A 25,077-nucleotide genomic window follows, 5' to 3' on the forward strand; every position below is an offset into this window, starting at 1 on the left:
GCTCCGGCGGGAATCGCGGAGTTGGTGGATCGTGGGGGTTGTCCGGCGCCGGGACCTCGGGGTTCCGGCGCCGGCGCCCTACCCATCGGCCCCTGACGCAGGCGGTGTTCGCGATGCGCTCATCCGGTTCCCACTCCTTCCCCCAGACCGCTTCCGCCCCGCCGTACGCGGACGGGCCCCCGGATGCGCTGCCCGCGCCGCCGCCGTGCGGGGTGCCCGCGTTCCCGCCGCTTCGTGTGCGCGGGGGCGCCGGTCAGCGGCTGCGCCGTGCGGTGTGGCGGCAGCGCCGGTCGATGGCGGCGGGCCTGGCGCTGACGGCGGCCGCGCTGGCCGTCTCGGGGCTGGCCGGGGGCGGCGGCGGGCACGGCGGTGATACGGCGCGGGCGGCGTCCCGGGAGCGGGCTTCGCCTCCGGTGCGCCTGGTATCGGCGCCGGTCCGGATCGCGGACGCGGAGACCGTGCGGCTGCTGCGGCCGGGCGACCGGGTGGACGTCGTCGCGTCGGGGGGCCCGGGGGCGGCGGCCCAGGCGCGGGTGGTGGCCAGGGGGGCGCGCGTGGAGCGGGTGCCGGCGGCGGAGGCCGGAAGTCCTTCGGGTGAGGGGGCGCTGATCGTGCTCGCGGTGCCCAGGGCGACGGCGGCGGGCCTGGCGGGGGCGGGGATCTCCGGCGGATTCGCGGTGGTCCTGTGCTGAGGCGTGCCGCCGGGCCGTACGGCGTGGGGGCACCGCCCCTCGCGGGGCGCTGCGTCAGATGTGGTGTGGGGGCTTCTCGTCGAGGAAGCGTGCCAGGTCCGCGGCGCTGTTGCCGGACGGGGCCCGCTCGCCCCACCCCTGGTCCGTGTCGTCCGCGGACTGCTGGTCCAGCGGATCGTCGAAGATCAGCGCCGGCCTGGGCCTGGGCCGGTCCGGCGTGGTGGGCTCCGCGTCGCGCGGGCCGGGGGCGGGGGCGGTACTCATGGCTCCAGGGTACGGCGGCCCCGCCCCGGCCGGCGGCCGGTCAGCGGTCCTTGGGGTCGAGCAGCCAGAGCCCGAGGACGACGATGAACGACAGGCAGAGGAAGCCCGCGCCCCACCACGCGGTGCCGGAGTTGCCCTCCATCCACTCGTCCACGATGACCGTCAGGCCCCACAGCTGCCCGATGACGACGGACATGGCCAGCACGAGGCGGGCGGTGAGCTTCGAGGACCGCTCGGGCTCCTGGTCGGTGCCGGCGCCGGGTCCGGGCCCGGTGTGGCGGACGCGGGGGTCGCCGTAGCCGCTGGTGGGCCGGATCTGCGGGTAGCGCTCGTGGACGGGCCGGTTGAGTTCGGCCCGCGCGCTGCCGGGGTGGTACCGGGGGTAGTGCGGGCCGGGGTGGAGCGGGGGGCCGGGGGTCTGTGGGGCGGGCGCGGGCTGGGGGCCCGGGGCGCCGGGGGGCCGGCGGTCGTCGTCGCTCATGACGGGCTCCCGGTGGTGTCGGAGGCGCCGGCTCCGGTGCGTGCGGGGGACGGGCCGGGGGCGACCGGTCCGGGGGCCACCGTGCGGGCGGTTCCGCCGGGGGCGGCGGGTGCCTCGGCGCCGTCGCGGACGCCGGGGCAGCCGAGACGGGCGGCCAGGTCGGGGCGTTCCTCGCCGAACTGGCGGCACAGCCCGTGCTCGACGCTCTCGCCGGAGCGGGTGGTGCCGACGGCCCAGATGCTGCCGTCGGTCTCCTCGGTGAGCACGACCTTGGGCAGCCCGCGGGGCGGCGGTCCGGCGGTGACCTCGCCGCTGCGGGCGTCGAAGACACCTTCGTGGCAGGGGCAGTACAGCTCGCCCTCGGTGCCCCGGTCCTTGCGCCAGAGGACGGCGCAGGCGAGGTGGGTGCAGATGGCGGAGTAGCCGACGAGGGTGCCGTCGTTGAGCCGGACGGCGACCGCGCGGTCCTCCTCGTCGGGGTAGTCGAAGGCGATGGACTCGCCGGGGAGGAGTTGCGCGGCGATCTTCTTGGGGGTGGGGGCCTTGCCGTCGTCGGGGTCGCCGTGGCGGGGCAGGATGCCGCCGGCGACCCCGAGCCCGCCGATGGCGAGCCCGCCGGACACGGTGGCGACGATGCGCAGGTAGTCGCGCCGGGTGGTGAGGGCGTCGGCGGCGATCCGGTCGTGCAGGGCCTCGCGGGGGTCGCCGGAGGCCGGCTGTCCGGGGGCCGCGGGGGTCGTGCTGCCGGGGTCGCGGGGCGGGGGCTGCTTCGGGTCGCCGGGGGGCGGGTAGCCGGTCTCGGTCACCGTCGGACGTCCTTCCCGTTGATTTCCACGACGGGCAGGCCGCCGGGGACCGGCCACTGGACCCGGTCGGCGGGCACGACCATCGCGACGCCGGTGCGGACCTCGCTCCGGCCGAAGACGAAGGAGTCGGCGACCTGGACACCGGGCCGTTCGGCCTGGAGTTCCTCGGCGGTGCCGTAGAAGAGCGCTCCGGTCGGGCAGACGGTGGCGCACATGGGGGCGAGGCCGTAGGCGGTGCGGTCGTAGCAGAGGTTGCACTTCATCTGCAGCTTCGCCTGGAGGTCGATCTTCGGTACGCCGAAGGGGCAGGCGTTGACGCAGTTGGCGCAGCCGATGCAGCGGGTGGTGTCCGCCTGCTGCACGACGCCGTCGGCGGTCACCAGGATCGCGTCGGCGGGGCACACCTCGGCGCACGGGGCGACGGGGTCCTCGCAGTGCATGCAGACGGTGGGAAGGGAGGCGACGGACTGGCCCTCGTCGGTGTAGTCGAGGTGGATCATGGACTTGCCGCGGTGCGAGTCGCATTCGCGGCAGGCCGAGACGCACGCCTGGCAGCCGATGCAACGGCCCGGGTCGATGAAGATCGTTCGGCCCATCATGCGGGCATCAGCTCCTCTCCGAGGTGCCGCGGCCCTGCGGGGACGTGGGCGGCAGCGGGTCGGTGCGGGAGACCTGGGCCTCCGGGTAGGCGACGTGTCCGGGTGCGACCGGGGGCGCGGGGACCTCGTCGATCCGCTCGGCGTGCTCGATGCGGCAGGCGCACACCTTGTACTCGGGGATCTTGGAGCGGGGGTCGAGGGCGTCGATGGTGAGCACGTTGGCGGCGGTGGGGACCGGCCAGTGGTACGGGATGAAGACGGTGTCGGGGCGGATCGCCTCGGTGACCAGGGCGGGGAAGACCTCGCTGCCGCGCCGGGTGACGACGCGGACCGGTTCACCGTTGCGGAAGCCGTGGGAGGGGTGGACCTCGGCCCAGGGGCGGGGGGTCTGCTCGACGAGGCCGCCGAGCCTGCGGGTCTGGTTGCCGGAGAGGAAGTGGGCGACGGTGCGGCCGGTGGTGAGCGTCATGGGGTGCTCGTCGTCGTACGGGTCCATCGGCGGGTGCCACTCGACGACCTGGAGGTGGATCTTGCCGTCGGGGTGGTAGGTCTTGCCGTCCTCGAAGAGCCGGGGGGTGCCGGGGTGGTCGGTGGACGGGCAGGGCCAGGAGATGCCGCCGGTCTCCTCCAGCCGTTCGTAGGTGATGCCGTAGTAGTCGTTGACGGTGCCGGCGGAGGCGATCCGCAGCTCGTCGAAGACCTGGCGCGAGTTGTCGAAGGCGAATTTGTCGCCGGCGCCGAGCCGGCGGGCGAGTTCACACATGACCCAGGTGTCCGTGCGGACTCCAGGGGGCGGGTCCTGAGCCTTGTTGTGCTTGACCACCCGGGCTTCGGCGTTGGCCATGACGCCGTCGTCCTCGGCCCAGGTGGTGACGGGGAAGACGACGTGCGCGTTGGCGGCGGTCTCGGAAAGGAAGAAGTCGAATTGGGCGTGGAACTCTGTGGCGTCGTACCCCTCCTTGACCACCCGGTAGTTGGGCAGGGAGACGAAGGGGTTGTTGCAGATGCCGATCAGGCCACGGATCTCGCGGCGCTGCATCTGCCAGACCATTTCCATCATCGAGGTCCCGGCGGGCGGGAGTTCGGACTCCTCGATGCCCCAGATCTCGCAGATCTGCCGGCGGTGCTCGGCGTTGTTGATGGAGCGCCCGCCGGGGAGGAGGTCGGACTTCTGGCCGTGCTCGCGGCCGCCCTGCCCGTTGCCCTGGCCGGTGAGGGTGCCGTAGCCGGCGCCGGGCTTGCCGATGTGTCCGGTGGCGGTGCAGAGGTTGATCACGGTGAGGCAGTTCTCGACGCCCTGCGAGTGGTGTTCGATGCCCCGGGCGTGCCAGGCCATGGCCTTGGGGGCGCGGGCGAAGGTGCGGGCGACCTGGACGATCTGTTCGGCGGGGATGCCGCAGATCTCGGCGACGCGGGACGGCGGGTACTCGGCGACCTTGGCCTTGACCTCCTCCCAGCCGGTGGCGTGGGCGGCGAGGTACGCCTCGTCGGTGAGGCCCTCCTCGATGACGACGTTGAGTACGGAGTTGAAGAACGCCGAGTCGGTGCCGGGCTTGAGGGCGACGTGGATGTCGGCGGTCCGGGCGACGGCCGTCTCGCGGGGGTCGACCACGATGAGGCTGGCGCCCCGGTCCCGGGCGCCCCACACGTACTGGGTCATGACGGGGAAGCACTCGCCGACGTTGGAGCCGGCGATGAGCAGGCAGTCGGTGAGGAGCATGTCGGAGAAGGGGTTGCCGGCCCGGTCGATGTTGAAGGCGAGTTTGTTGGCGCCGGCCGCGCTGACCATGCAGAGCCGGCCGTTGTAGTCGACGTGCCGGGTCTTGAGGGCGACCCGGGCGAACTTGCCGACCAGGTAGGTCTTCTCGGAGAACAGGCTCGCTCCGCCGAGCAGGCCGAAGGCGTCGTTCCCGTACGCCTGCTGGATGCGCCTGATCTCGGCGACGGTGAAGTCGAGCGCCTCGTCCCAGGAGACCTCGCGGAAGGCCTCGTCGCGGGAGCGGCGCATCAGGGGGGCGGTGAGCCGGTCGGGGTGGTTGATCTGCTGGTAGGCGTTGATGCCCTTCGGGCACAGGCGCATGCGGTTGATGTCGTGGTTGCGGGGTTCGACGCCGAAGACCTTGCCGCCGCGGTCGACGCGCAGATACATGCCGCACTGGACGCCGCAGAAGCAGCAGTGGGTGGGGACGAGGGTCTCGCCGTTCTGGTCGGCGTGCCACCGGTCGGCGGGGATACCGCCCGCGTCGCGGAAGGCGCGGGTGCCCGGCGGGGCGAGGGAGGGATCGATGGGAACGACCGCATGCGGTTCGGGCGTTCGCGAGTCCGCGGTCATTTGAAGCCCTTCTTCACCTGGGAGAGGTAGGCGCTGCCTCGCAGCACCCGCTTGCAGCGCGGGCAGTATTCGGCCCACTCGTCGAAGCCGAGGCTGAGGTCGCGCATGGTGCCGCGGAGGTTGTCGACGTACGGGGTGGTGTCGATGGGTTCCTCGCAGCGGCGGCAGGCGAAGACCTCTTCGCCCTGCCGGCCGGTGTACTTGAAGAGCTGCATGCCTACGGCGGCGGGGCGCTGGACGATGTGGAAGAACTTCCCGAACGGGATGTAGATGAGGGTGAAGACCACCGCGACCATGTGGAGGATCGCCAGGAACTCGTAGCCGCCGCCGTGCAGGAAGATCGAGGAGAAGGTGAGCAGCAGACCGGTCACCGAGATGACGATGAGCGCGATCAGCGGCACCAGGTCGTAGGCGAACCGCTGGCCGGTGATGGCCGCGCGGTCCTTCATCCGCCGCCACAGGAAGTAGGAGGCGCCGGGGATGACGAGGACGGCGGCGATGTCCAGGCCGTGGAACATCAGCCAGCCGAGGAAGTCGAGGGAGTCGAAACCGATGATCTTGAAACCCCAGATACGCATCTCGTAGCCGGGTCCGGAACCGGTGCCCGAGGTGAAGGTGAACCAGCCCCAGGTCAGCGGGAAGGTGATCAGCGCGGCGAGGACGCAGCCCCAGAAGATCAGCTGGTGGGCGGCCCAGCGGGCGTGCGAGCGAGCGCCGAGGAACTTCTGGAAGCCGAGGTAGGTGGCGATCATCTTCGGCAGCGCGGTGGGCGCGCGGCGGAAGTTGGCCATCGAGAAGAGGCTCCCCCAGCCCTTCTTGAACAGCCGCTTGGCGCCGGGGGCGGAGACCCACACGGTGTACCGGTACGCGACGCCGAAGGCGAGGAAGACCGTGGCCACGGCGTACGGCAGCAGTGCGGAGTCGAAGTGCTCCAGGAACCGGCTGCCGAGCACGATGGCCACGACGAGCAGAAGGGAGACGATGACGCCCGCCGCGGTCGCCCGGGCGGTGACGGACCGGGGGACGAGCGCCCCGGCCCGCCCGGACCCGCGCGGCTCCGGCGCGTCGCCGGCCCCGCCGACGGTTGCGGTACGACCCCCGGGGGCGGGCTGCGCGGCTGCGCCTGCGGCTTCAGGTGGCTCGGTCACGGTGCCACGGTAGGACGGTGTGGGGCGATTGGTCCTGTTTTGCGAGGCCAGGGGGTGAGCGAGTCGCGGGGCGGGCGGGGAGGCGGGTGGGGAGGGGCGGGGGGCGGGGGGGCGGGGGAACCCCCGGGGGCGCGAGGGGCCTTCGGCGGTACCTTGGCCGCTCGCCCCTCCACCCCCGCCGCGAAGGAGCACCGGATGCCCCGTCAGGACGCCCTCACCGATGTACACGGCCTGCGCGTCGGCCACGCCCAGGTCTCCGGGCAGGGCGCCCTCACCGGGACCACCGTGGTGCTCGCGCCCGAGGGCGGGGTGGTCGCCGCGGTCGATGTGCGCGGGGGCGGGCCGGGGACGCGGGAGACGGACGCGCTTGATCCGCGCAACCTGGTCCAGCGCATCGACGCGGTCGTGCTCACCGGCGGCAGCGCGTACGGCCTCGACGCGGCGTCCGGCGTGATGGCCTGGCTGGAGGAGCGGGGGCGCGGGGTGCGGGTGGGCGCCGATCCGGCCCAGGTGGTCCCCGTGGTCCCGGCGGCCTGCGTGTTCGACCTGGGGCGGGGCGGCGACTGGCGGGCCAGGCCGGACGCGGCGACGGGCCGGGCCGCCGTGGAGGCGGCCTCCCGGGCCGAGGAGGGCGCGGCGGTCGCCGAGGGGTGCGTCGGCGCGGGCACGGGCGCGGTCGCCGGGCAGCTCAAGGGCGGGGTGGGCACCGCGAGTGTGCTGCTGCCGTCCGGGCTCACCGTCGGCGCGCTCGTCGTGGTCAACGCGGCGGGCTCGGTGCTCGATCCCCGTACGGGGGTGCTGTTCGGGGAGTACGGCGGCGAGGAGCCGGCCGTGGCCCCGCCGGCCGAGGTCCACGCGGCGGCGCGACGGCGCCTGGCGCAGGCGCGCGGCACCGATGCGCGCCCCCCGCTCAACACCACGCTCGCCGTCGTCGCCACCGACGCCGCCCTCACCCGCGCGCAGGCGCGGAAGCTGGCGGGCACCGCGCACGACGGGCTGGCGCGCGCCATCCGCCCCGTGCACCTGATGAACGACGGGGACACGGTGTTCGCGCTCGCCACCGGACGGCGGGACCTGGACGCGGCGGACCCCGTCGCGCTCAACCCGCTGCTCGCGGCGGGGGCGGACGCGGTGGCCCGGGCCATCGTGAAGGCGGTCCGGGCGGCGAGGGGCGTCGAGGGCCGCGACGGCGGGGGCACCTTCCCGTCGTACGGCGACCTCTACGGGCCACCCGCGTAAGGAGGCCCGAGCGCTCCGGGAAGCTCCACCCCGCGTAAGAGCCCCACCCGCGTCGGGAAGCCCCAGGGCTCCGCGAAGCCCCACCCGCGCCAGGAAGCCCGAGCGCTCCGGGCAGCCCCACCCGCGCGAGGAAGCCACCACCCGCGCGAGGAAGTCCGGGCCGTGTGCGCGGAACCTTCCGTGCGCCCCGTGCGTTTTTCTGAACCCCGGTCCTGATGCCGGCCCCAGGGGCTACGTTATGCACGCACCAAGTCACACGCGGCGACGGCTGGAGACAGCACCTTGAGCGATCCGTACGAGACGACCGAGCAGCACCTGGAACGAATCCTGCGCCGGGCTCTCAATTCGTTCGACCTCCCCGACAGCACGGTGGAGCGGCTGGGCTCCGCGCTGGCCCACAGCAGCTCCCTGTATTCCTCGCACCACAGCGCCGCCCTGCATCGCGAGACCTACCGCCACGCGTATCTGCTGAGCGACGGCTCCGTGCTGACCCTGTGGGAGCTGGTGCACAGCGGTCCGCGCGGGGACGGCCATCCCGACACGCGGCAGCACGAGCTGTACGACGACGAGGCCGACGCCCACATCGCCGCCGCCCGGCTGACCGGCGGCCTGTGGGACGTTCCCGAGTTCTGCGACGACGAGGGCACCCGGGCCGACCTGGAGCTCATGTCGGCGCTGCTGGCCGCGCCCCCGGCCCCGCTCCCCCGGATGTACGCGCCGGACAACTCCGCGGATCACGCCCGCCGTGTGCTGCGCCGCGCGGAGAACGGCGACGTGCCCGGCGAGGAGACCGCCCGGCTGCTGCGGGCCGCCTTCGCGCACCACATCACTCAGGTCTTCGGCCGTCAGTGCCGGGTGGAGGGCCGGGACGCCGGCTTCACCCTGTACGAGCACGCGTTCCTGCTCCTCGACGGCAGCGAGACGAGCCTGTGGGAGGTCGAGCACACGGCGACCCCGGACGGGCGCCACATGTGCGAGGTGTACGGCGACGAGGAGACGGCCCGCTGCGCGATGGAAGCCCGTACGCGCATCTGCTGACCCCGCGCCCGCCGCATACCGGTGCCCGCGCCCCCTCGGGGGACGCGGGCACCGGTGACTCCGCCTCGTACGCCGTCGGCTCAGTGGGTGAGCACCGGCTCCTTGGCGGGCTCCTCCGCGACGGGCCCGTCCTCCGTCGCGCCCTCCACGTGCTGCTTCGGCCTGGCCGGCAGGGCGAACATCACCACGAAGATCAGCAGCAGCACCCCGGCCACCCACCAGAGCGACTGCTCGAACGCGTCCGCGAACGCCGGGCCGACCTGCTCCGGGGTCAGCCGGTCACCGATCGCCCCGTAGAAGACGACCGAGACCAGCCCGAGGCCGAGCGCGTTGCCCATCTGCTGCACGGTGTTGAAGAGGCCCGACGCGGAGCCGGAGTGCTCCTTGGGCACCTCGGAGAGCACCGCGTCGGCCAGTGGCGCCACGATCAGGCCCATGCCGACGCCCATGACGACGAGGGGCAGCGCCATCTGCCAGGACGTGATGTCCATGCCGTAGTGGCCCGACTCCCAGATGTAGAGCAGCAGGCCGGCCGCCATGAGCAGGGCGCCCGTCTGGAGGACCTTGCGGCCGAAGCGGGGCACCAGCTTCTGCACGGAGAGACCGGCGGCCACCGACACGGAGACGGAGAACGGCACCCCCGTCAGGCCGGCCCGCAGCGCGCTCCAGCCGAGGCCCATCTGCATGTACAGCGTCCAGACCAGGAAGAAGATGCCGAGCCCGATGCCGAAGGTCAGCTGCACGGCGATCCCGGCGGCGAAGCTCCGCACCCGGAACAGCGACAGTTCGATCAGCGGCGATCCGTCGCGGCCGGCCTTGGCGCGCTCGAACAGCACGAGGACGAGGAAGACGAGGAGGCTCCCGGCCATCGACAGGTGGCCCCACAGCGGCCAGCCCAGCTCACGGCCGCGGGTCAGCGGGTAGATCAGCATCAGCATGCCGAGCGTGACGAGCACGACGCCGACCAGGTCGAGGCGCAGCGCCCTGGGCGACTTGGACTCGGTGATGAACTTGCTGCCCAGGACGAGGCCGAGGATGCCGACCGGCAGGTTGATCAGGAAGATCGGGCGCCATTCGAGACCGGCGATGTTCCACTCGGTCAGCAGCGCGCCCAGCAGCGGCCCGGAGACCGCGCCGAGGCCGACGATCGCGCCGAACAGGCCGAAGACCTTGCCGCGCTCGTGGGCGGGGAAGGTGGCGTGCACGATCGAGAGCACCTGCGGCACCATCAGGGCCGCCGTCGCGCCCTGGAGGAAGCGTGAGGCGACCAGCATCTCCGGGTTGGCGGCGAATCCGCAGAGCGCGGAGGCGAGGGTGAAGCCTCCTATGCCGATGAGGAAGAGCCGCTTGCGGCCGTAGATGTCACCGAGCCGGCCGCCGGTGATGAGCCCGGCGGCGAAGGCCAGGGCGTAACCGGCGACGATCCACTGGATGGAGCTGAACGAGGCGCCGGTGTCCCGCTCGATGCTGGGGATGGCGATGTTGACGATCGTGACGTCGACCAGGTCCATGAAGGCCGCGGTCATCACGATGGCCAGGGCGAACCATCGGCGTCGGTCCGAAGGTGCCGCGGGAGACGGCAGTGGTGCGGAGGAAGTCATGGGAAGAACCTAAACAGCCAATAGGACAGGTCGTGTCCCAATGGGCGCGCATCCTGGGTGGCATGACCGATACCCCGGCACGACTGCTGAACCTGCTGTCACTGCTCCAGACACCGCGCGAATGGCCGGGCAGCGAGCTCGCCGAGCGGCTGGCCGTCAGCCCGCGCACGATCCGCCGCGACATCGACCGCCTGCGCGACCTCGGCTATCCGGTCGAGGCTTCGCGCGGCTCGGTCGGCGGCTACCGGCTCGTGGCGGGCACCGCCATGCCGCCGCTGCTCCTGGACGACGAGGAGGCGGTCGCCATCGCGGTGGGGCTGCGGGCCGGCGCCGGGCACGCCATCGAGGGCGTGGACGAGGCGTCCGTCCGGGCCCTGGCCAAGCTGGAGCAGGTGCTGCCGTCCCGGCTGCGCCACCGGGTCTCCACCCTCCAGAACGCGACGGTTCCGCTGGCCCGGGGCGATGGTTCGACCATCGACCCGCAGACCCTGACCGTGATGGCCTCGGCGGTCACCGGCCGGGAGCGGCTGCGCTTCGCGTACCGGGCGGGCGACGGCGCCGAGACGCGGCGCCAGGTCGAGCCGTACCGGCTGGTGAGCACCGGGTGGCGCTGGTATCTGGTGGCGTACGACCTGGGGCGCGAGGCGTGGCGCACCTTCCGGGTGGACCGGGTCAGCGAGCCGTTCGCGACCGGGGCCCGGTTCACGCCTAGAGAGCTGCCGGAGGGGGACGCGGCGGAGTTCCTGTCCAGTTCGATGGCGCGCCGGCAGCCCGAGACGGAGGTGGACGTGAGCTTCGCGGCGCCGCCGGAGTACGTCGCGTCGCGGCTGCACGGCCGCATCGGTCCGCTGGAAGCGGAGGGCGACGGCGGCTGCCGGCTGCGGGCCGTGGTGCGGGACCAGCTGGAGTGGGTGGCGGTGCGGCTGGCGATGGTGGACTGCGAGTTCACCGTGCACCGGCCGCCGCAGCTGGTGGCGTACGTGACGGAGCTGGGCGGCCGGCTCAGCCGCGCGGGGTCCGGCGGAGCGCGGGAAAGGCCGCGCGGAAAAGAATGAGCCCCGGCGCCAGGGGGGGGTGGGCGCCGGGACTCAGCTCAGGGGGCCGGGTGAAGCGGCCCAATTCGGAGGTTACTGGACTCGGGCTCAGGCCGCAGCGTCAAAACCCGTGTCGTGAGCCATTCGCTTCAATTCGAGCAATGCGTGCTTCTCGATCTGGCGGATGCGCTCGCGGGTGAGGCCGTGCTCCTTGCCGACCTCGGTGAGCGTGCGCTCGCGGCCGTCCTCGATGCCGTACCGCATGCGGATGATCGACGCGGTGCGGTTGTCCAGCTTGCCGATCAGCTCCTCCAGCTCCTCGCTGCGCAGCAGCGTGAGCACGGACTGCTCGGGCGAGACGGCGGAGGTGTCCTCCAGGAGGTCGCCGAACTGTGTGTCGCCCTCGTCGTCCACGGACATGTTGAGGCTGACCGGGTCGCGGGCCCAGTCCAGGACGTCGCCGACGCGCTCCGGCGTCGAGCCCAGCTCGGCGGCGATCTCGGCGTGCTCCGGGTCGCGGCCGTTCTCCCGGTTGAACTCGCGCTGCACCCGGCGGATGCGGCCCAGCTCCTCCACCAGGTGGACGGGGAGCCGGATCGTGCGCGACTGGTCCGCTATGGAGCGCGTGATGGCCTGGCGTATCCACCACGTGGCGTACGTGGAGAACTTGAAGCCCTTGGCGTAGTCGAACTTCTCGACCGCGCGCACCAGGCCCGCGTTGCCCTCCTGGATCAGGTCGAGCAGGGGGAGCCCGGCCCGCGGGTAGCGGCGGGCGACGGCGACGACGAGACGGAGGTTGGAGCGGATGAACACGTCCTTGGCGCGCTCGCCCTCGGCGACCAGCGCCTCCAGCTCCTCGCGCGAGGCACCGCCGGCGTCGCTCTCCACTTCGCCGTCGAGGATCTGGCGTGCGTAGACACCGGCCTCGACCGCCTGCGAGAGGTCGACCTCCTTGGCGGCGTCGAGCAGCGGCGTACGCGCTATCTCGTCCAGATACATGCCGACCAGGTCGCGATCGGCGATCTCTCCGCCCACGGCGCGAACACTGCTCGCCCGGTTGGTCCCGCCGGTGGCGGACGAACGACGGGCGACGGCACGGGTTGCCATGCGTGCTCCCTTGCTGAGTAGGTCGCGACACCCTCTCGGGTGCCCTGCATCCGATGGAATCAACGACTGGAATCCGGACAGAATTCCCATGACTGGCATTCAATTTCGCGATCATGCAGTACCCTGTCCCGCCACCGGGGTGGGCGCATGCCGCGGCCAGGCATGTCCGTGCTGGTCGGAGTGGGTGCCGGGGAGGTTTTTGACCGTCTCGACACCCTCTGCGGTCACTCTTCCGCGCTAGTACCCCGGAAGACGCCGGGTACGGGTCGCCGGTTGCCCGGACCGCCGTCACGAGTCACGGGCTACGGGTACGGGTCGCGGTCACGGGTCACGAGTCCCGGGTTACGGGTCACGGGTCACGAGTCCCGGTCCCAAACCCTCCGTCCCCGGTCCGCAGTCCTAGGTCCCTTGCCCGGGACCTTGGGACCGCAGTCCGTTACCGGGGGCGCACGGCGTGCATAGCGTCGATGTCATGAACGAGACGACACAGCACAGCGCCCCCGACGCCACCGGCACGCTCGACGAGGCCCTGGAGCGGCTGCACTCCTGTGGTCCCGAGCGCGACGGCTGGCTGTCCAATCACGCGCCCATGGCCGTCGAGGCCCTGGTCCGCAACGGCCAGGCGGCCACCGTGCACCGCTGGCTCGACCACTACCGGACGAAGCTGGAGGACATGCCGGACCGCTTCGCCGAGGTCACCCCGGCCAACTGGCGGGAGGCCCTGGGCGACCCCCGCCGCATCGCCGACTGGGCGGCGTACTTCGAGCGGGAGACCGCCGGCCGCCCCTGGCGCGACGTGCTCGCCGAGTGGTGGCCCCGGCTGCTTCCGGGCATCGCGGGCGGCGCCACCCACCCGGTGATCCGGGTCGGCCACAGCGTGCGCACCCTGCTGACGACCGAGGAGACCGGCCCCCGCGTCAAGGAGCTGGCCCATGCGCTCGGCTACTGGGCGGCCCGCCACCAGCCGCTGCCCCCGCCCACCCCGCTCGCCCCGGTCCGGTCCGCCGCCGCCGCGCTGGACGCCGTGCCCCGGGTGCCCGACCAGAGCGGCGGCATCCGGGCCCGGCTGGCCCGGATCACGGCGTTCCCGCAGTGGCGGGGCGCGGCGGCGACCGGGGCGGACCAGGCGCGCGCCGGCCTGGAGGAGCTGGTGGGGGCCGCGGTCCACCGCTACGCGGAGTACGGGCACGGCGCGCCGGTGATGCTGGTGCACGCGGCGACCGCGCCCAATGCCGTGCTGCGGACGCTGCCGGCGCTGCCGCGCGAGCTGTGGGCGCCGAGCACGGGGGCCGCGTGGGCGGCGAGCGCGGCGGTGACCGCCGCGTACTCCCCCGCCGAGGCGGCCGTCCTCCCGGCCGGTTACGGGGCGTCGCTCACGGCCGGGGAGGTGTTCGCCCGGGCGGCGGCGCACGGCGACGACCACACCATCAAGTTCACGGACACCGCGCTGGACGTGGGCGACGCGACGGCCCTGGCGGCGGCGCTGCGCTCGGTGGAGCTGAACCCTCCGGTGCTTTAGGCTCCCGCACCCCGTGAGGAGCCCGCCCGCCCGGACCGGGGACCGGGGACCGGGGACCGGAGACCGGAGACCGGGGACCGGAAGGACTATCCGTACTGCACCGAGCGCTTCGCCAGCCCCATCCAGAAGCCGTCGATCACGCTGCGCCCCTGGCCGAGCTCCTGTCCGGCGGCGCCGAGGGTGACGAAGAGCGGGGCGAAGTGCTCGGTGCGCGGGTGCGCGAGGCGGCCCGCCGGGGACTTGTGCTCGAAGTCCAGGAGCGCGTCGATGTCCTGTGCCTGGAGGGCGCGGTTGCCCCAGTCGTCGAACTCCGCCGACCAGCCGGGGACGCCGCCGCCGGTGTGGCGCAGGGCGGCGAGGTTGTGCGTGAAGAAGCCGCTGCCGATGATCAGGACCCCCTCGTCGCGCAGCGGTGCCAGCTTGCGCCCGATGTCCATCAGCTTCTGCGGATCGAGCGTCGGCAGGGAGATCTGGAGCACCGGAATGTCGGCTTCCGGGAACATCTCGACCAGCGGTACGTACGCGCCGTGGTCGAGGCCGCGGTCCGGGACGTCTTGGACCGGCGTACCGGCGCGGCGCAGCAGTTTGCGGACGCTCTCGGCGAGCCGCGGGGCGCCGGGGGCGGCGTACCGCACCCGGTAGTAGTGCTCGGGGAAGCCCCAGAAGTCGTACACCAGCGGAAGCGTCTCGGTGGCGCCGAGCGCGAGCGGGGCCTCCTCCCAGTGGGCGGACACCATGAGGACGGCGGTGGGGCGCGGCAGCTCGGCCGCCCAGGAGGCCAGCTCGCCGGGCCAGACGGGGTCGTCGGCGAGCGGCGGGGCTCCGTGGGAGAGGTAGAGAGCGGGCATGCGCTCCGCGGCGATTGTCATGACACTCACACTCCCCAACTGCGGCTACTCAAGGTAATTCTTCTTGTGGAGGGCTTCGGCAGGAAGGATTCTTTAATCTTCAAGCTCCCACCTTGAGAGACCTTAGCTCTATCTAGTTCAACTTTCAAGAAAAGGTCGTACAGTGGAGTACATGACCACGGCATCAACCGGTGCGCCGCTGTGGCTCACCGACGAAGAACAATGCGTCTGGCGGGCGTATCTGCACGCCACCACGCTTCTGGAGGATCACCTCGACCGCCAGTTGCAGGCCGATGCCGGCATGCCGCACACCTATTACGGCCTGCTCGTCCAGCTCTCCCAGGCGCCCCGCCACCGGCTGCGGATGACCGAACTGGCCAGGAACGCCAAGATCACCCGCTCCCGCCTCTCCCACGCGGTCGCCCGGCTGGAGAAGAACGGCTGGGTGCGCCGCGAGGACTGCCCCTCCGACAAGCGCGGCCAGAACGCCGTCCTCACCGACGAGGGCCACGCGATGCTGCGCCGCTCCGCGCCCGGCCATGTGAAGGCCGTCCGCCAGGCGATGTTCGACCGCCTCACGCCCGAGCAGGTGCGCTCGCTGGGCGAGATCATGCAGATCCTGGCGGCCGGACTCCAGCCGGAGGGCGCGGACGCCGACCTCCCCTGGCTGCGCTGAGCCGCCGCCCCCGACGCACTTCTGCCCCGGCCCTCTCGTACGAGGGAACCGGGGCAGAAACGTATCCGCAGAGGCGACGACGGTCAGTGCGCGACGACCGGGACCCTCAGCTCGTCCTCGGCGCTCTCCGCGTCACCGGAAGCGGAACCTCCGGAGGTCCCCGCCTGGGCCGGACGGCCCGCGTTGACGAGGGTCAGCGCGATCGCGGCGGCCACCACCAGGATGCCGACGGCCCACCAGATGGCACCGGTGAAGCCGTGCACCATCGACTGGAGCTTCAGCAGCTCCGGGTCCTTGGCGCCGAGCGCGGCGTGCGAGGTGGCGTACGCCGTGGCGGCGGAGGCGGCGATCGTGTTCAGCAGGGCCGTACCGATGGCGCCGCCGACCTGCTGCGAGGTGTTGACCATCGCCGAGGCGACACCCGCGTCACGCGCTTCGACACCGTGCGTGGCCAGCGACATCGCCGGCATGAAGGCCGTACCCATGCCCAGACCCAGCAGAAGCTGGCCGGGCAGGATGACCGCCGCGTACGAGGAGTCGATGTCCAGCCGGGTGAGCAGCAGCATGCCGACCGCGGCGGTCAGGAAGCCGGGACCCATCAGCGTGCGGGCCGGGACCCGCGTCATCAGCCGGGCGCCGATCTGCGTGGAGCCGGTGATCATGCCCGCGATCATCGGCATGAAGGCGAAGCCGGTCTTGATCGGCGAGTAGCCCTTGACGACCTGGAGGTAGTACGTGAGGAAGAGGAACAGGCCGAACATCGCGATGACGGCCAGGCCGAGCGAGAGGTAGACGCCACCGCGGTTGCGGTCCATCACGACGCGCAGCGGGAGCAGCGGCGACTTGACCTTGGCCTCGGTCAGCACGAAGGAGAGCAGCAGCACGCCCGCGGCGACGAACGAACCGACGGTCAGCGCGTCCGACCAGCCCGCGGACTCGGCGCGGGTGAACCCGTACACCAGCGAGACGAGACCCAGCGCGGACAGGACCACGCCCGGGATGTCCAGCGACGAGCGGTTGCGGCTGCCGGCGGGCTCGCGGATGACGAAGTAGGCACCGGCGGCGGCGATGACCGCGAAGGGGATGTTCACGAAGAAGGTCCAGCGCCAGTTCAGCGTCTGGGTGAGGAAACCGCCGAGGATCAGTCCGACGGCGCCACCGCCACCGGCGATCGCCCCGTAGATGCCGAACGCCTTGGCCCGCTCCTTGGCGTCGGTGAACATCACCGCGAGCAGCGAGAGCGCGGCCGGTGCGAGCAGCGCGCCGAAGACGCCCTGGAGGGCGCGCGAGCCGAACAGCATGCCCTGGTTCTGCGCCGCGCCACCGAGCGCGGAGGCCAGCGCGAAGCCGATCAGGCCGACGACGAAGGTGCGCTTGCGGCCCCAGAGGTCGGCGATGCGCCCGCCGAAGAGCAGCAGCCCGCCGAAGGCGAGGGCGTAGGCGGTGATGACCCACTGCTTGTTCGCGTCGGTGATGCCGAGGGCGGTCTGGGCGTGCGGCAGCGCGATGTTCACGATCGTGGCGTCGAGCACCACCATCAGCTGGGCGAGCGCGATGAAGGCCAGGGCCTTCCAGCGACTGGGGTCGGGGAGTCGGATATCAGCTGTTTTTGACATGGGAGTAGCCACCTAGGAGCGCGCGAGGGCGCGAGAGATCGCGAACCGTGCGAGCCGCTGGCGCGGGCACGGCTGAGGGCACGTATACGGACGGGAGGAGGTCTGGCTCAGACCACGGAGGTCGGGCTCAGGACACGAAAGTCGGGCTCAGGACACGAAAGTCGGGCTCAGGACACGGAGGTCGGGCTCAGGACACGGAGGTCGGGCGGGCGCGGGTCACGTCACGTGCGGCGCCGCAGGTCCTCCAGGGTCGCCGCCGTTCCGGGGAGTACGGACCGGGCCGGGGCCTCGAGTCCGTCCAGGAACAGCTGGATGTGGCGGTGGGTGAACCGGTCGATGTTCGGGCAGGCGATGCCCGGCAGCGGCCGGGTGAGCTGGGAGAGGGCGACCAGTACGTCACCGACGGCGATGTCGGTGCGCAGGCGCCCCGCGGACATGGCGCGCGCGACGAGCCCCTCGACGGCCTCTTCGAGGCGCCGGCGCTCGGCGAGCAGTTCGGGGTGGTCCTTGTCGAAGCCGCCGGAGAGCATGGGGCACAGGGCCCCGATGCGTTCGTCGGCCGCCGCGTGGACGAAGCGGGCGAGCGCGGCGAAGGGGTCCGCTTCTTCGGCGGCGGCCTCCTCGGCGCGGTCGGTGGTGCGGGAGTTCACCGCGAGCACGACCTCGTGGATGAGGGCGGCCCGGTCGGGGAAGTTCCGGTAGAGGGTCGCGTTGCCGACACCGGCGCGGCGGGCGACCTCGTCGAGGGGCACGTCGGGCCCGAACTCGACGAACATCTCGCGCGCCGCCGTCACGATCCGCTCCCGGTTGCGCAGCGCGTCGGCCCTCGGCTTGGGCGTACGGGGCTGCGCGGGTGCGGTGGTGGCCACGGCGATGCTCCTTGTCTTCCGGGTCTCTTCGGTGTCCGGGCCTCGTCGGCTTCCGGGTCTTCCCTGCGCGGTTCCGGCCGGAGGACCAACCGGGGACCGCTTCCCCGTTTCGCGGGGACACCGGTGCAAACGGGGAGAGGATCCCCGCTTATTTCCCGGGACTTCGTGACCCGCGTCACACACACCCCGTCGTCGGAAAACCAGCCGAACGGCGCACCCAGCGAGCGGCCCGCGATCACCCGGCAGAGGCTGGCGGCAGAGCGCAGCCGGGGTCGGCCGGCTGCCGCGGACCGGAAGGCGCCTCGATGCAGCAGCCCCGCCACCGGATACGCAAGCACCGCCGCCCGGTCGCTCTCGGCGCTGCAACGGCCCTGGTCATCGCGGCCCTGGCGACTGCGAGCAGCACGCTGCCCCTCCAGAGCCCCGCGTCGGCCGGCCCCGCCCCGACGGCCCCCCTGGCCACGGGCCTCGGTCCCTGCCGGATCGCGTCGGCCATGGGCGTGCAGATGTCGGAGGGCATGCCGACGCAGCCCGGCTACGCCCGCTCCACCGGCCGGGTCCGCGCACTGAACCTGATGATCGACTTCCCGGACGCGGAGGGCACCGGGCCGGCCACGGACCGGCTGGCCGAATTCTTCCCGCAGACCACGGAGTGGTTCCGGACGAGCTCCTACGGCCGCCTCACCTACATACCCGAGGCGCCGATCCGCTCGTGGCTGCGGATGCCGCTGCCCTTCGAGGAGTACGGGATCGAGCGGGGCTCCCCGTACGAGCCGGGCTACCGCCACCTGGTCCAGGACATCGTGGCGGCCGCGGACCCGAAGGTGGACTTCGACGAGTACGACCTGGTCAACATCCTGGTCACCCCGAACGCCGGGCCCTCCGCCCTGGACACCGTGCTCTCGGTGACCTTCTCGGGGAACGACGAGGCCCCGGTCGCGGACGGGGTGCCGCTGTCCAACACCTCGTTCGTCTACAGCCGCCAGGACGACGGCTCCGGCTCGTACGCCCAGACCGGCTACCGGGTGCTCCCCCACGAGAACGGCCACGTCTTCGGGCTGCCCGACCTCTACACGATGGAGGGCGGCGGCTCCGTCGGGCACTGGGACATCATGTCCGAGGACTGGGGCGCCAACAACGACCTGCTCGGCTGGCACAAGTGGAAGCTCGGCTGGCTGGACAACGACCAGGTGAGCTGCGCCGCCCGCCCCGGCACCACGGACCACGTCCTGCGCCCCCTCGCCACCCGGGGCGGCCTGAAGCTGGCCGTCGTACCGCTGACCGCGGAGTCCGGCTACGCGGTGGAGGTCCGCACCCAGGCGGGCAACGACCAGGCGGTCTGCCGCCCGGGCGTCCTCATCTACAAGGTCAGCTCCGACGTGGACACCGGCCAGGGCCCGGTCTCGGTGGCCGACAGCACCAAGCACAGCCCCGGCTGCACCCGCCTCCCCAACGTCCACGCCGAGCTCTCGGACGCCGCGTTCCAGCCGGGCGACACCTTCACGGACCGGGCGAACGGCATACGGATCTCGGTGCTGGAGAAGGACGACAAGGGGGACTACCGGGTACAGGTGACCCGGCCCTGAGCACCAACCCCCGACGGGCGCGCCCGCCCCGACCTCGATCCGCTACGCTGTCAGCGGTCAGTCGACCTCGCACGCGCGCCCCTTGGGCGCCAAGCGGGACGACCGACCGGGGCCCCGCTCCACGGCGGAGCCCGGCCTTCGTAGCTCAGGGGATAGAGCACCGCTCTCCTAAAGCGGGTGTCGCAGGTTCGAATCCTGCCGGGGGCACAGCAGAACACCAGGTCAGAGGCCCTTCCAGCGATACAAACGGAAGGGCCTCCGCCGTTCCGGCACGGATCCAGCACACGTCACGTCTCAGCAAGAGATTCAGGAGTCGTGGCAGCAGAGGGCCGCCACCCGGGGTAGTCGGGTCGCTATGCGGTCGGTGTCGTCGAAGTCGAAGTTCCAGTCGGGGTCAAGGGCCGGGTAGCGGATGGTGACGGTGCCGTCGGGCAATTCCTCGCCGGTGGCCTCCCGGTGGGCATTCCTCGCGATACCGAGGGTGCCCTCGCACTCCAACCCCATACCGTCGGCGACCGCCTCACGGACGACCTCAAGATCCGCCAACTTATCCGCGTCAGCGACGACGTCCTCGAAGAGGGTACGACCCTGGGCTATGAGCCAGCCACGGAAGTAGTCGAACCCGTCGTCGGAGCAGCCTCCGTTGACGAGATAGGCCGCTGCCCACAGGGGCGCCCGGTAGGAGGTGGCCATGAGGTCCCAGAGGATCTGCTGTGCGTCGATGATCTCCTGCGGCTCCCGAGCAGCCAGCAACGCCGTCGCCCGGGCGGCGGTCTCCTCGGCTCCGGAGGGGGAACCGGCTGCGTGGCGGGCTTCCTCGACAAGGTCCCAGAACTTGTTGACATCCATGGACGCGGAGCGTGCCACAAGGGTCCGACAGGGCACCCCTAAATCAGACCTGCTGTTCCCAAGGGTTGATCACCATAGCGCCGGTCCGGGCCAGGTGCTTGATGTTGCGGGTGGCCACCGTCCAGCCGTTGGCCAGAGCGGTGGCGGCGATCAGGGCGTCCGGCGGGTCGATGCCGGCACCGGCTGCCTTCAGCGTCTTGTGGATGGTCAGATAGGCCGCCGCCTCCCGCTCCCCGATCGGTGCGATGCGACCGGCGTATTCACGCCGTACGGCGGCCAGTGCCTGGGCGTAGTCGGCCTTGCGAACGGGGTCGACGGTGGCGTCCACCCCGGCCTCGATCTCGGCCACGGTGATCACGCTGAGGAAGCGGTTGGGTCGGGCCGTGGACCGGAACCAGGCCAGGACACGCTGGTCGGGCTTGGATCGCGTCGTGATTTCGGCGACGACGTTCGTGTCGAGCAAGTAGATCACTCGGCGTTCATCTGCTCGTCGTAGGAACGGGCGCCGAACTCCATACCCTCGAAGGGCCGGGACAGCAGGAACTCCTCGAAGCCGTCGTTGCTCAGGGCCACCCAGCGGTTCAGCATATCGGGCAGTGCCTCGATCTCCGTGTCGGCCAATTCCGCGTCGAAGTGCCTGCGCTGGTCCTCGGGCAGGGACTCCCTGATGTCACGGATGGTCCGCAACGGGTGCGCCGACGAGTGCGGCGGGTGAGGAACATCGCTCGGGGCGGTGGTCATCGGCATCCCCTCCGCTGAATCGGGCCGCGTGCTTCTGCTCGTCCCAGGTTAACGGCGTCCCGAGATTCGTTCAGCCCTTCCAGCAGCCACTCCCCCGAACGAACCGAACCAAGCCGCCGCCCGCCGCTGCTCAGGGACGCCCGCGGCACACATACAGCACACATGAGGGCGAGAAACGCCGCGAACTCCCGAGAACCAGCGAAGCATGTTTCCGCAGGTCAACCTCACCCCGCAACCGTTTCCCAGCTCACAGCCCCGCCCAGGGAAAACTCCTAAAGCGGGTGTCGCAGGTTCGAATCCTGCCCGGGGCACAGCGTAGGGGCCCGCCCCGAAAGTCCGGAGGCGGGCCCCTTTGAACTGATCGGTCCGGGAGCGACGGGGGAGTTCCGTCCCGTGGCTCCGCCTGCCTGTGGGGTTACTCAGGTGTCGAGCAGGAACCAGTAGTTCACCGACGGCCCCTGGGCCGGGGGCCGCCTCCCATGGGCTCGTAGAGGGATCGAGCGGCCGTATTCGCTTCGCTCGTGAACACGAACATTTTGGCGGCTCCGGCCTCCTTGCCTGCCGCCATGAACGCTTTCAGGAGACTCCGGCCAATCCCTCTCCGGCGGTGGCCCTCTGCCACGTCGAGCCCATGCACATAGAGCATTCCGGACGCATCGGGCCGCACCAGGTGATAGCCCCAGCACCATCCCAGGATCTCGTCACCCTTGCTCGCCACGAAAGCCATGGCGTTTTGCGGCCCGAGGAAGGCGACGTCAGCGGGCACTCCTCCGAACAAGCGGGCGGCCCGGTCCAGGAGTGGCAGGTCATCGTGGGAGATACGGGTGATCATTGCGGCATCCTCCGGTCCCGGGGCCAGGGGACGGGGGGGGGTGGGAGCGGCCTCGTGTTTTCGGGTTCCTCAACTTCCTCCCAAATCCTTCACCTTCGCGGGACCCGGCTCCGTTCGCGGATTAGAGTTGCGCCATCACTGCTGTGGGGAGGGCCTGGGCGGGATGAGTCGTCGCTCCAATGGGTTGGTCGCCGTATGGGCCGAGGCGCAGCGGCAGCAGCAGCGCCGGCAGGAGGCGCAGGCCCGGTATCAGCGGGATCAGGAGCGGGCGCAGCGGGCGTATCAGCGCGAGGTCGCCCGGAGCCAGCGGGAGCAGCGGGCCGCCTACCGGGAGCAGCGTGAGGCCGAGGCGCGGCGGCGTACGCGGGAGCTCGATGCCCGGGTCGAGGCGTTGCAGGGGCTGCTGGCGGCCGGGTGCCGGGCGCCGGCGTTCCGGGCGTCGGCGCTGACCCGGGCGGAGCAGGTCGAGCCGTTCGCGCCGGGGCCGCTGGCGCAGCCCGTGCCCATGCCCGACCCCGCCCGGTACGAGCCGCAGGGCGGCGGGTGGACCGCCGGGCGGCGGGCCCAGGCGCAGGCCGAGGCGCGGGCCAGGTTCGACCGCGACTGGCAGGCGGCGCAGGCGGCGGAGGCGCAGCGGCAGGCGCAGTTCGCCACGTACCAGCGGCAGTACCAGCAGTGGGCGGACGCGCGGCTGGCGGAGATCAGGCAGCACAACGCCGGGATCGCGGAGATGACCGCCGGGCTGCGCGCCGGGGACGCCGAGGCGGCCGTGGAGTACTTCTCCGCCGCGCTCTACGCCTCCACCGGCTGGCCCGACGAGCTGCCCCGGCAGGTCGCGGCGGCGTACGACTCGGGCGCGCGGCAGCTGGTGCTGAACTGGGAGCTGCCCCGCTACGACGTCGTCCCCGAGGCGAAGTCCGTGCGGTACATGATCAACGCGGACGAGGAGAAGGAGTCGCCCCGGCCGGTCACGCAGCGCCGGGCGCTGTACCGGGACGTGCTCGCCCAGTGTCTGCTGCTCGTGCTGCGCGATCTCTTCGCGGCCGACGAGTTCGGCGCCCTGGAGTCGGTCGCGCTGAACGGCTTCGTGGACGACCACGACCCGGTGACCGGGCGGCGGGCGCCCATGTTCCTCGGCACGGTCATGGCGACGCGGGCGGACTTCGCCGGGCTGCACCTGGAGCAGGTGAACGCGGTGAACTGCCTGGTGGACGGGTTGCGCGGGCAGCTGTCCACGCGTCCCGACCAGTACGCCGCGGTGCGGCCCGGCCGGCTCCCCGAGGACGTCGGGAACGGGGTCGTGACCCATGGGGGCGACGAGGAGCCCGACCTGTACGAGATGGACCCGCTCGCCTTCGAGGCGCTGGTCGCCGAGCTCTTCCGGGCGATGGGCATGCAGGCCGTCACCACGCAGCGCTCCAACGACGGGGGCGTCGACGTCGACGCGCTCGACCCGGCGCCGATCCGCGGCGGCAAGATCGTCGTCCAGGTGAAGCGGTACCGCAACACCGTGCCGCCCACGGCCGTCCGCGATCTGTACGGGACGGTCCAGGACACCGGCGCCAACAAGGGTGTGCTGGTCACCACCTCCAAGTTCGGCCCCGGTTCGCACACCTTCGCCAACGGCAAGCCGCTGGAGCTGGTCCCGGGCTCCGAGCTGGTCGATCTGCTGCACCGGCACGGGCTGCGCGGGCGGCTGGGCGGCGGCGGGGAGCGGCCGGTGCCGGCCCAGCGGACCGCACCGGACACCGAGAGCCGCGACGGCGAGAGCCGCGACGGCGAGCACAACGTGCTGGGCATGTACTGGTCGGGTTCGGTCGCCCTGGACGTCTGCGCGCTCGTCTGCCAGGGCAGCCGCGTGCTGGACGACGACCACTTCGTGTTCTTCAACAACCCGCGCACCCCGGACGGTTCGGTCCGCGCGCTGATCCCCGTCACACCCGACAAGGCCGCGATCCAGGTCGCCTTCGACGCGCTTCCGGCGCGTGCGGACCGGCTGGTGATCATCGCCGCGATCGATCCCGTCGCCAACCCCGAAGCCGACCTGTCCGGCTTCACCGACGCCGGAATCCGGCTGCTGGACGCCGAGCGCACCCCGCTCGACCAGCTGGACGTCTCGGACGGCCGGCCCGGCGAGACCGCGCTCGTCCTGGGTTCGTTCCGCCGGCGGGCCAACGGCGACTGGGAGTTCGTCACCGGTGGCAAGGGGTATCGGGGCGGGCTTGAGGAGTTGGTCACGGAGTACGGGATCGACGTCGAGTAGGCAGCCGAAATTCGCGGGCGCTTCCGCTCCCGTCACGGGAGGATGTGCCATGGACTCCTCAACTTGGCTGTGTGTTCCCGACGTTCATTCCTTCCTCGCCCGTGCCGGGGACTTCCTGCGGTCGCGGCCCGCGCTGCACACCGTCACCCTGACCGTGTGCGAAGCGCTGCGGGTGCGGGGGGCCCGGGCGTACGGGGACGAGGCGCCCGTCTTCGGGGTGCTGGAGCGGGGCGGGGAGGTGCGCGCCGCGTACTTCCGGACGCCGCCCCACCGGCTGATCGTCACGCCCCTCGCGCCCGAGGAGGCAGGTTCGCTGGCCGCGCATCTGGAGGCCGTGGGCGACCCCGTCCCCGGTGTCAACGCGGACGGGGCGACCGCCGCCGCGTTCGCCGAGGCGTGGCGGGCGCGTACGGGGGGTGAGCCCCGGTTGGACGAGCGCCTGCGGCTCTACCGGCTCGGGGAGCTGCGGCGGCCCGAGCCGGCGCCGGAGGGGCGGAGCCGGGTCGCGGACGAGCGGGACCGGGAGCTGCTGGCGCGGTGGTACGCGGAATTCGTGCGGGACATCGGCGGGAGCGGCGCCCAGGACCCCGGCACCTGGGCCGGCCGGCACATCGCGGACCGGCGGATCACCCTCTGGGAAACCCCCGACGGGGCGCCCGTCGCCATGGCGGGGCTCACGGCCCTGGTCGCCGGACAGATCCGGCTCACCGCCGTCTACACCCCGGCCGGGCTGCGCGGACGCGGCTACGCGGGCGCCGCGACCGTCGAGGCCTGCCTCGCCGCGCTCGCCGAGGGCGCGGACGAGGTGCTGCTCTTCGCGGACCTCGCCAACCCCACGAGCAACGGCCTGTATCAGCGCGTCGGCTACCGTCCCGTGACGGACTTCGCGGTGTACGACCTGGCGGGAGCGGTGGCGGTGCCCCGCTGACCGGACGCG

The 25,077-nt window shown here is 72.1% G+C and carries 24 protein-coding genes and 1 tRNA gene; 10 read left to right on the forward strand and 15 right to left on the reverse strand.

Going from position 1 to position 25,077, the window contains the following annotated elements; all coding sequences use genetic code 11:
* Positions 1–113 precede the first annotated feature (113 nt).
* On the forward strand, positions 114–692 hold the full coding sequence (locus tag FKN01_RS26475) for a hypothetical protein (RefSeq protein WP_260697018.1): 579 nt from the start codon (positions 114–116) through the stop codon (positions 690–692).
* Positions 693–746: 54 nt separating this feature from the next.
* Here FKN01_RS26475 and FKN01_RS26480 read toward each other — a convergent pair whose 3' ends face one another.
* From FKN01_RS26480 to FKN01_RS26505, 6 genes are read right to left on the reverse strand one after another with little or no spacing between them, the layout of a single operon-like run.
* Complete coding sequence (locus FKN01_RS26480) at positions 747–956, reverse strand: hypothetical protein (RefSeq protein WP_143624876.1); 210 nt, start codon at positions 954–956, stop codon at positions 747–749.
* 40 nt (positions 957–996) lie between these two features.
* Positions 997–1,437, reverse strand: coding sequence for a hypothetical protein (locus FKN01_RS26485; protein ID WP_143624877.1), 441 nt, complete (start codon positions 1,435–1,437; stop codon positions 997–999).
* Positions 1,434–2,243: a ubiquinol-cytochrome c reductase iron-sulfur subunit gene (locus tag FKN01_RS26490; protein WP_143624879.1), complete on the reverse strand. Its 810-nt coding sequence runs from the start codon at positions 2,241–2,243 to the stop codon at positions 1,434–1,436. The genes FKN01_RS26485 and FKN01_RS26490 overlap by 4 nt, the downstream gene beginning before the upstream one ends.
* The gene (locus FKN01_RS26495) at positions 2,240–2,842 is read right to left on the reverse strand and encodes a 4Fe-4S dicluster domain-containing protein (RefSeq protein WP_143624881.1); all 603 of its coding nucleotides are present in this window, start codon (positions 2,840–2,842) and stop codon (positions 2,240–2,242) included. Before FKN01_RS26495 ends, FKN01_RS26490 begins: the two co-directional genes overlap by 4 nt.
* Before the next feature lie 7 nt (positions 2,843–2,849).
* Positions 2,850–5,174 (reverse strand): molybdopterin oxidoreductase family protein, encoded by a 2,325-nt coding sequence (locus FKN01_RS26500; RefSeq protein ID WP_143624883.1) that lies wholly within the window; start codon positions 5,172–5,174, stop codon positions 2,850–2,852.
* The gene (locus FKN01_RS26505) at positions 5,171–6,322 is read right to left on the reverse strand and encodes an MFS transporter (RefSeq protein ID WP_143624885.1); all 1,152 of its coding nucleotides are present in this window, start codon (positions 6,320–6,322) and stop codon (positions 5,171–5,173) included. Before FKN01_RS26505 ends, FKN01_RS26500 begins: the two co-directional genes overlap by 4 nt.
* A 195-nt stretch (positions 6,323–6,517) precedes the next feature.
* On the opposite strand from FKN01_RS26505, the gene FKN01_RS26510 reads away from it, so the two are divergent.
* Positions 6,518–7,561: a P1 family peptidase gene (locus FKN01_RS26510; protein WP_143624887.1), complete on the forward strand. Its 1,044-nt coding sequence runs from the start codon at positions 6,518–6,520 to the stop codon at positions 7,559–7,561.
* Positions 7,562–7,843: 282 nt separating this feature from the next.
* A complete protein-coding gene (locus FKN01_RS26515; protein WP_143624889.1) occupies positions 7,844–8,599 on the forward strand; it encodes a DUF6227 family protein in 756 nt (251 codons plus the stop codon).
* Positions 8,600–8,679: 80 nt separating this feature from the next.
* Here FKN01_RS26515 and FKN01_RS26520 read toward each other — a convergent pair whose 3' ends face one another.
* On the reverse strand, positions 8,680–10,200 hold the full coding sequence (locus FKN01_RS26520) for an MFS transporter (protein WP_143624891.1): 1,521 nt from the start codon (positions 10,198–10,200) through the stop codon (positions 8,680–8,682).
* A 62-nt stretch (positions 10,201–10,262) separates the two neighbouring features.
* Between FKN01_RS26520 and FKN01_RS26525 the strand changes: the two genes are divergently transcribed.
* Positions 10,263–11,255 carry a YafY family protein gene (locus FKN01_RS26525; protein ID WP_143624893.1) on the forward strand — a complete coding sequence of 331 codons (993 nt, stop codon included), beginning with the start codon at positions 10,263–10,265 and terminating at the stop codon, positions 11,253–11,255.
* Between the two features lie 87 nt (positions 11,256–11,342).
* Here the strand turns inward: FKN01_RS26525 and FKN01_RS26530 are convergent, their stop codons facing one another.
* A complete protein-coding gene (locus FKN01_RS26530) occupies positions 11,343–12,341 on the reverse strand; it encodes an RNA polymerase sigma factor RpoD/SigA (RefSeq protein ID WP_143624895.1) in 999 nt (332 codons plus the stop codon).
* 472 nt (positions 12,342–12,813) lie between these two features.
* Here FKN01_RS26530 and FKN01_RS26535 point away from each other — a divergent pair, with 472 nt between their 5' ends.
* Positions 12,814–13,860, forward strand: a complete 1,047-nt coding sequence (locus tag FKN01_RS26535) for a questin oxidase family protein (protein ID WP_143624897.1) — start codon at positions 12,814–12,816, stop codon at positions 13,858–13,860.
* Between the two features lie 86 nt (positions 13,861–13,946).
* Here FKN01_RS26535 and FKN01_RS26540 read toward each other — a convergent pair whose 3' ends face one another.
* Positions 13,947–14,729: a dioxygenase gene (locus FKN01_RS26540; RefSeq protein WP_143624899.1), complete on the reverse strand. Its 783-nt coding sequence runs from the start codon at positions 14,727–14,729 to the stop codon at positions 13,947–13,949.
* 142 nt (positions 14,730–14,871) lie between these two features.
* Between FKN01_RS26540 and FKN01_RS26545 the strand changes: the two genes are divergently transcribed.
* The gene (locus tag FKN01_RS26545; protein WP_143624901.1) at positions 14,872–15,384 is read left to right on the forward strand and encodes a MarR family winged helix-turn-helix transcriptional regulator; all 513 of its coding nucleotides are present in this window, start codon (positions 14,872–14,874) and stop codon (positions 15,382–15,384) included.
* An 83-nt stretch (positions 15,385–15,467) separates the two neighbouring features.
* Here FKN01_RS26545 and FKN01_RS26550 read toward each other — a convergent pair whose 3' ends face one another.
* Positions 15,468–17,000 carry an MFS transporter gene (locus FKN01_RS26550; RefSeq protein ID WP_143624903.1) on the reverse strand — a complete coding sequence of 511 codons (1,533 nt, stop codon included), beginning with the start codon at positions 16,998–17,000 and terminating at the stop codon, positions 15,468–15,470.
* 221 nt (positions 17,001–17,221) lie between these two features.
* Entirely contained in the window at positions 17,222–17,869 is a 648-nt protein-coding gene (locus FKN01_RS26555; protein WP_143624905.1) for a TetR/AcrR family transcriptional regulator, read from the reverse strand.
* Between the two features lie 305 nt (positions 17,870–18,174).
* On the opposite strand from FKN01_RS26555, the gene FKN01_RS26560 reads away from it, so the two are divergent.
* On the forward strand, positions 18,175–19,455 hold the full coding sequence (locus tag FKN01_RS26560; RefSeq protein WP_143624907.1) for a M6 family metalloprotease domain-containing protein: 1,281 nt from the start codon (positions 18,175–18,177) through the stop codon (positions 19,453–19,455).
* A 134-nt stretch (positions 19,456–19,589) separates the two neighbouring features.
* A tRNA-Arg gene (locus FKN01_RS26565) sits at positions 19,590–19,662 on the forward strand.
* Between the two features lie 99 nt (positions 19,663–19,761).
* Here FKN01_RS26565 and FKN01_RS26570 read toward each other — a convergent pair.
* The 4 genes from FKN01_RS26570 to FKN01_RS26585 form a co-directional block, all read right to left on the reverse strand.
* Positions 19,762–20,304 (reverse strand): DUF4240 domain-containing protein, encoded by a 543-nt coding sequence (locus tag FKN01_RS26570; RefSeq protein ID WP_143624909.1) that lies wholly within the window; start codon positions 20,302–20,304, stop codon positions 19,762–19,764.
* A gap of 43 nt (positions 20,305–20,347) precedes the next feature.
* A complete protein-coding gene (locus tag FKN01_RS26575) occupies positions 20,348–20,776 on the reverse strand; it encodes a type II toxin-antitoxin system VapC family toxin (RefSeq protein ID WP_143624911.1) in 429 nt (142 codons plus the stop codon).
* Positions 20,773–21,045: a hypothetical protein gene (locus FKN01_RS26580; protein WP_143624913.1), complete on the reverse strand. Its 273-nt coding sequence runs from the start codon at positions 21,043–21,045 to the stop codon at positions 20,773–20,775. Before FKN01_RS26580 ends, FKN01_RS26575 begins: the two co-directional genes overlap by 4 nt.
* A 445-nt stretch (positions 21,046–21,490) precedes the next feature.
* Entirely contained in the window at positions 21,491–21,877 is a 387-nt protein-coding gene (locus FKN01_RS26585; protein WP_260697019.1) for a GNAT family N-acetyltransferase, read from the reverse strand.
* A gap of 163 nt (positions 21,878–22,040) precedes the next feature.
* Between FKN01_RS26585 and FKN01_RS26590 the strand changes: the two genes are divergently transcribed.
* Together FKN01_RS26590 and FKN01_RS26595 are read left to right on the forward strand one after the other, a co-directional pair.
* Positions 22,041–24,140, forward strand: a complete 2,100-nt coding sequence (locus tag FKN01_RS26590) for a restriction endonuclease (RefSeq protein WP_185992996.1) — start codon at positions 22,041–22,043, stop codon at positions 24,138–24,140.
* 49 nt (positions 24,141–24,189) lie between these two features.
* Positions 24,190–25,068, forward strand: a complete 879-nt coding sequence (locus FKN01_RS26595) for a GNAT family N-acetyltransferase (RefSeq protein ID WP_143624915.1) — start codon at positions 24,190–24,192, stop codon at positions 25,066–25,068.
* Positions 25,069–25,077 lie beyond the last annotated feature (9 nt).

Origin of the sequence: Streptomyces sp. 130 (assembly GCF_007096885.1) — a bacterium.
Classification (GTDB): Bacteria; Actinomycetota; Actinomycetes; order Streptomycetales; family Streptomycetaceae; genus Streptomyces.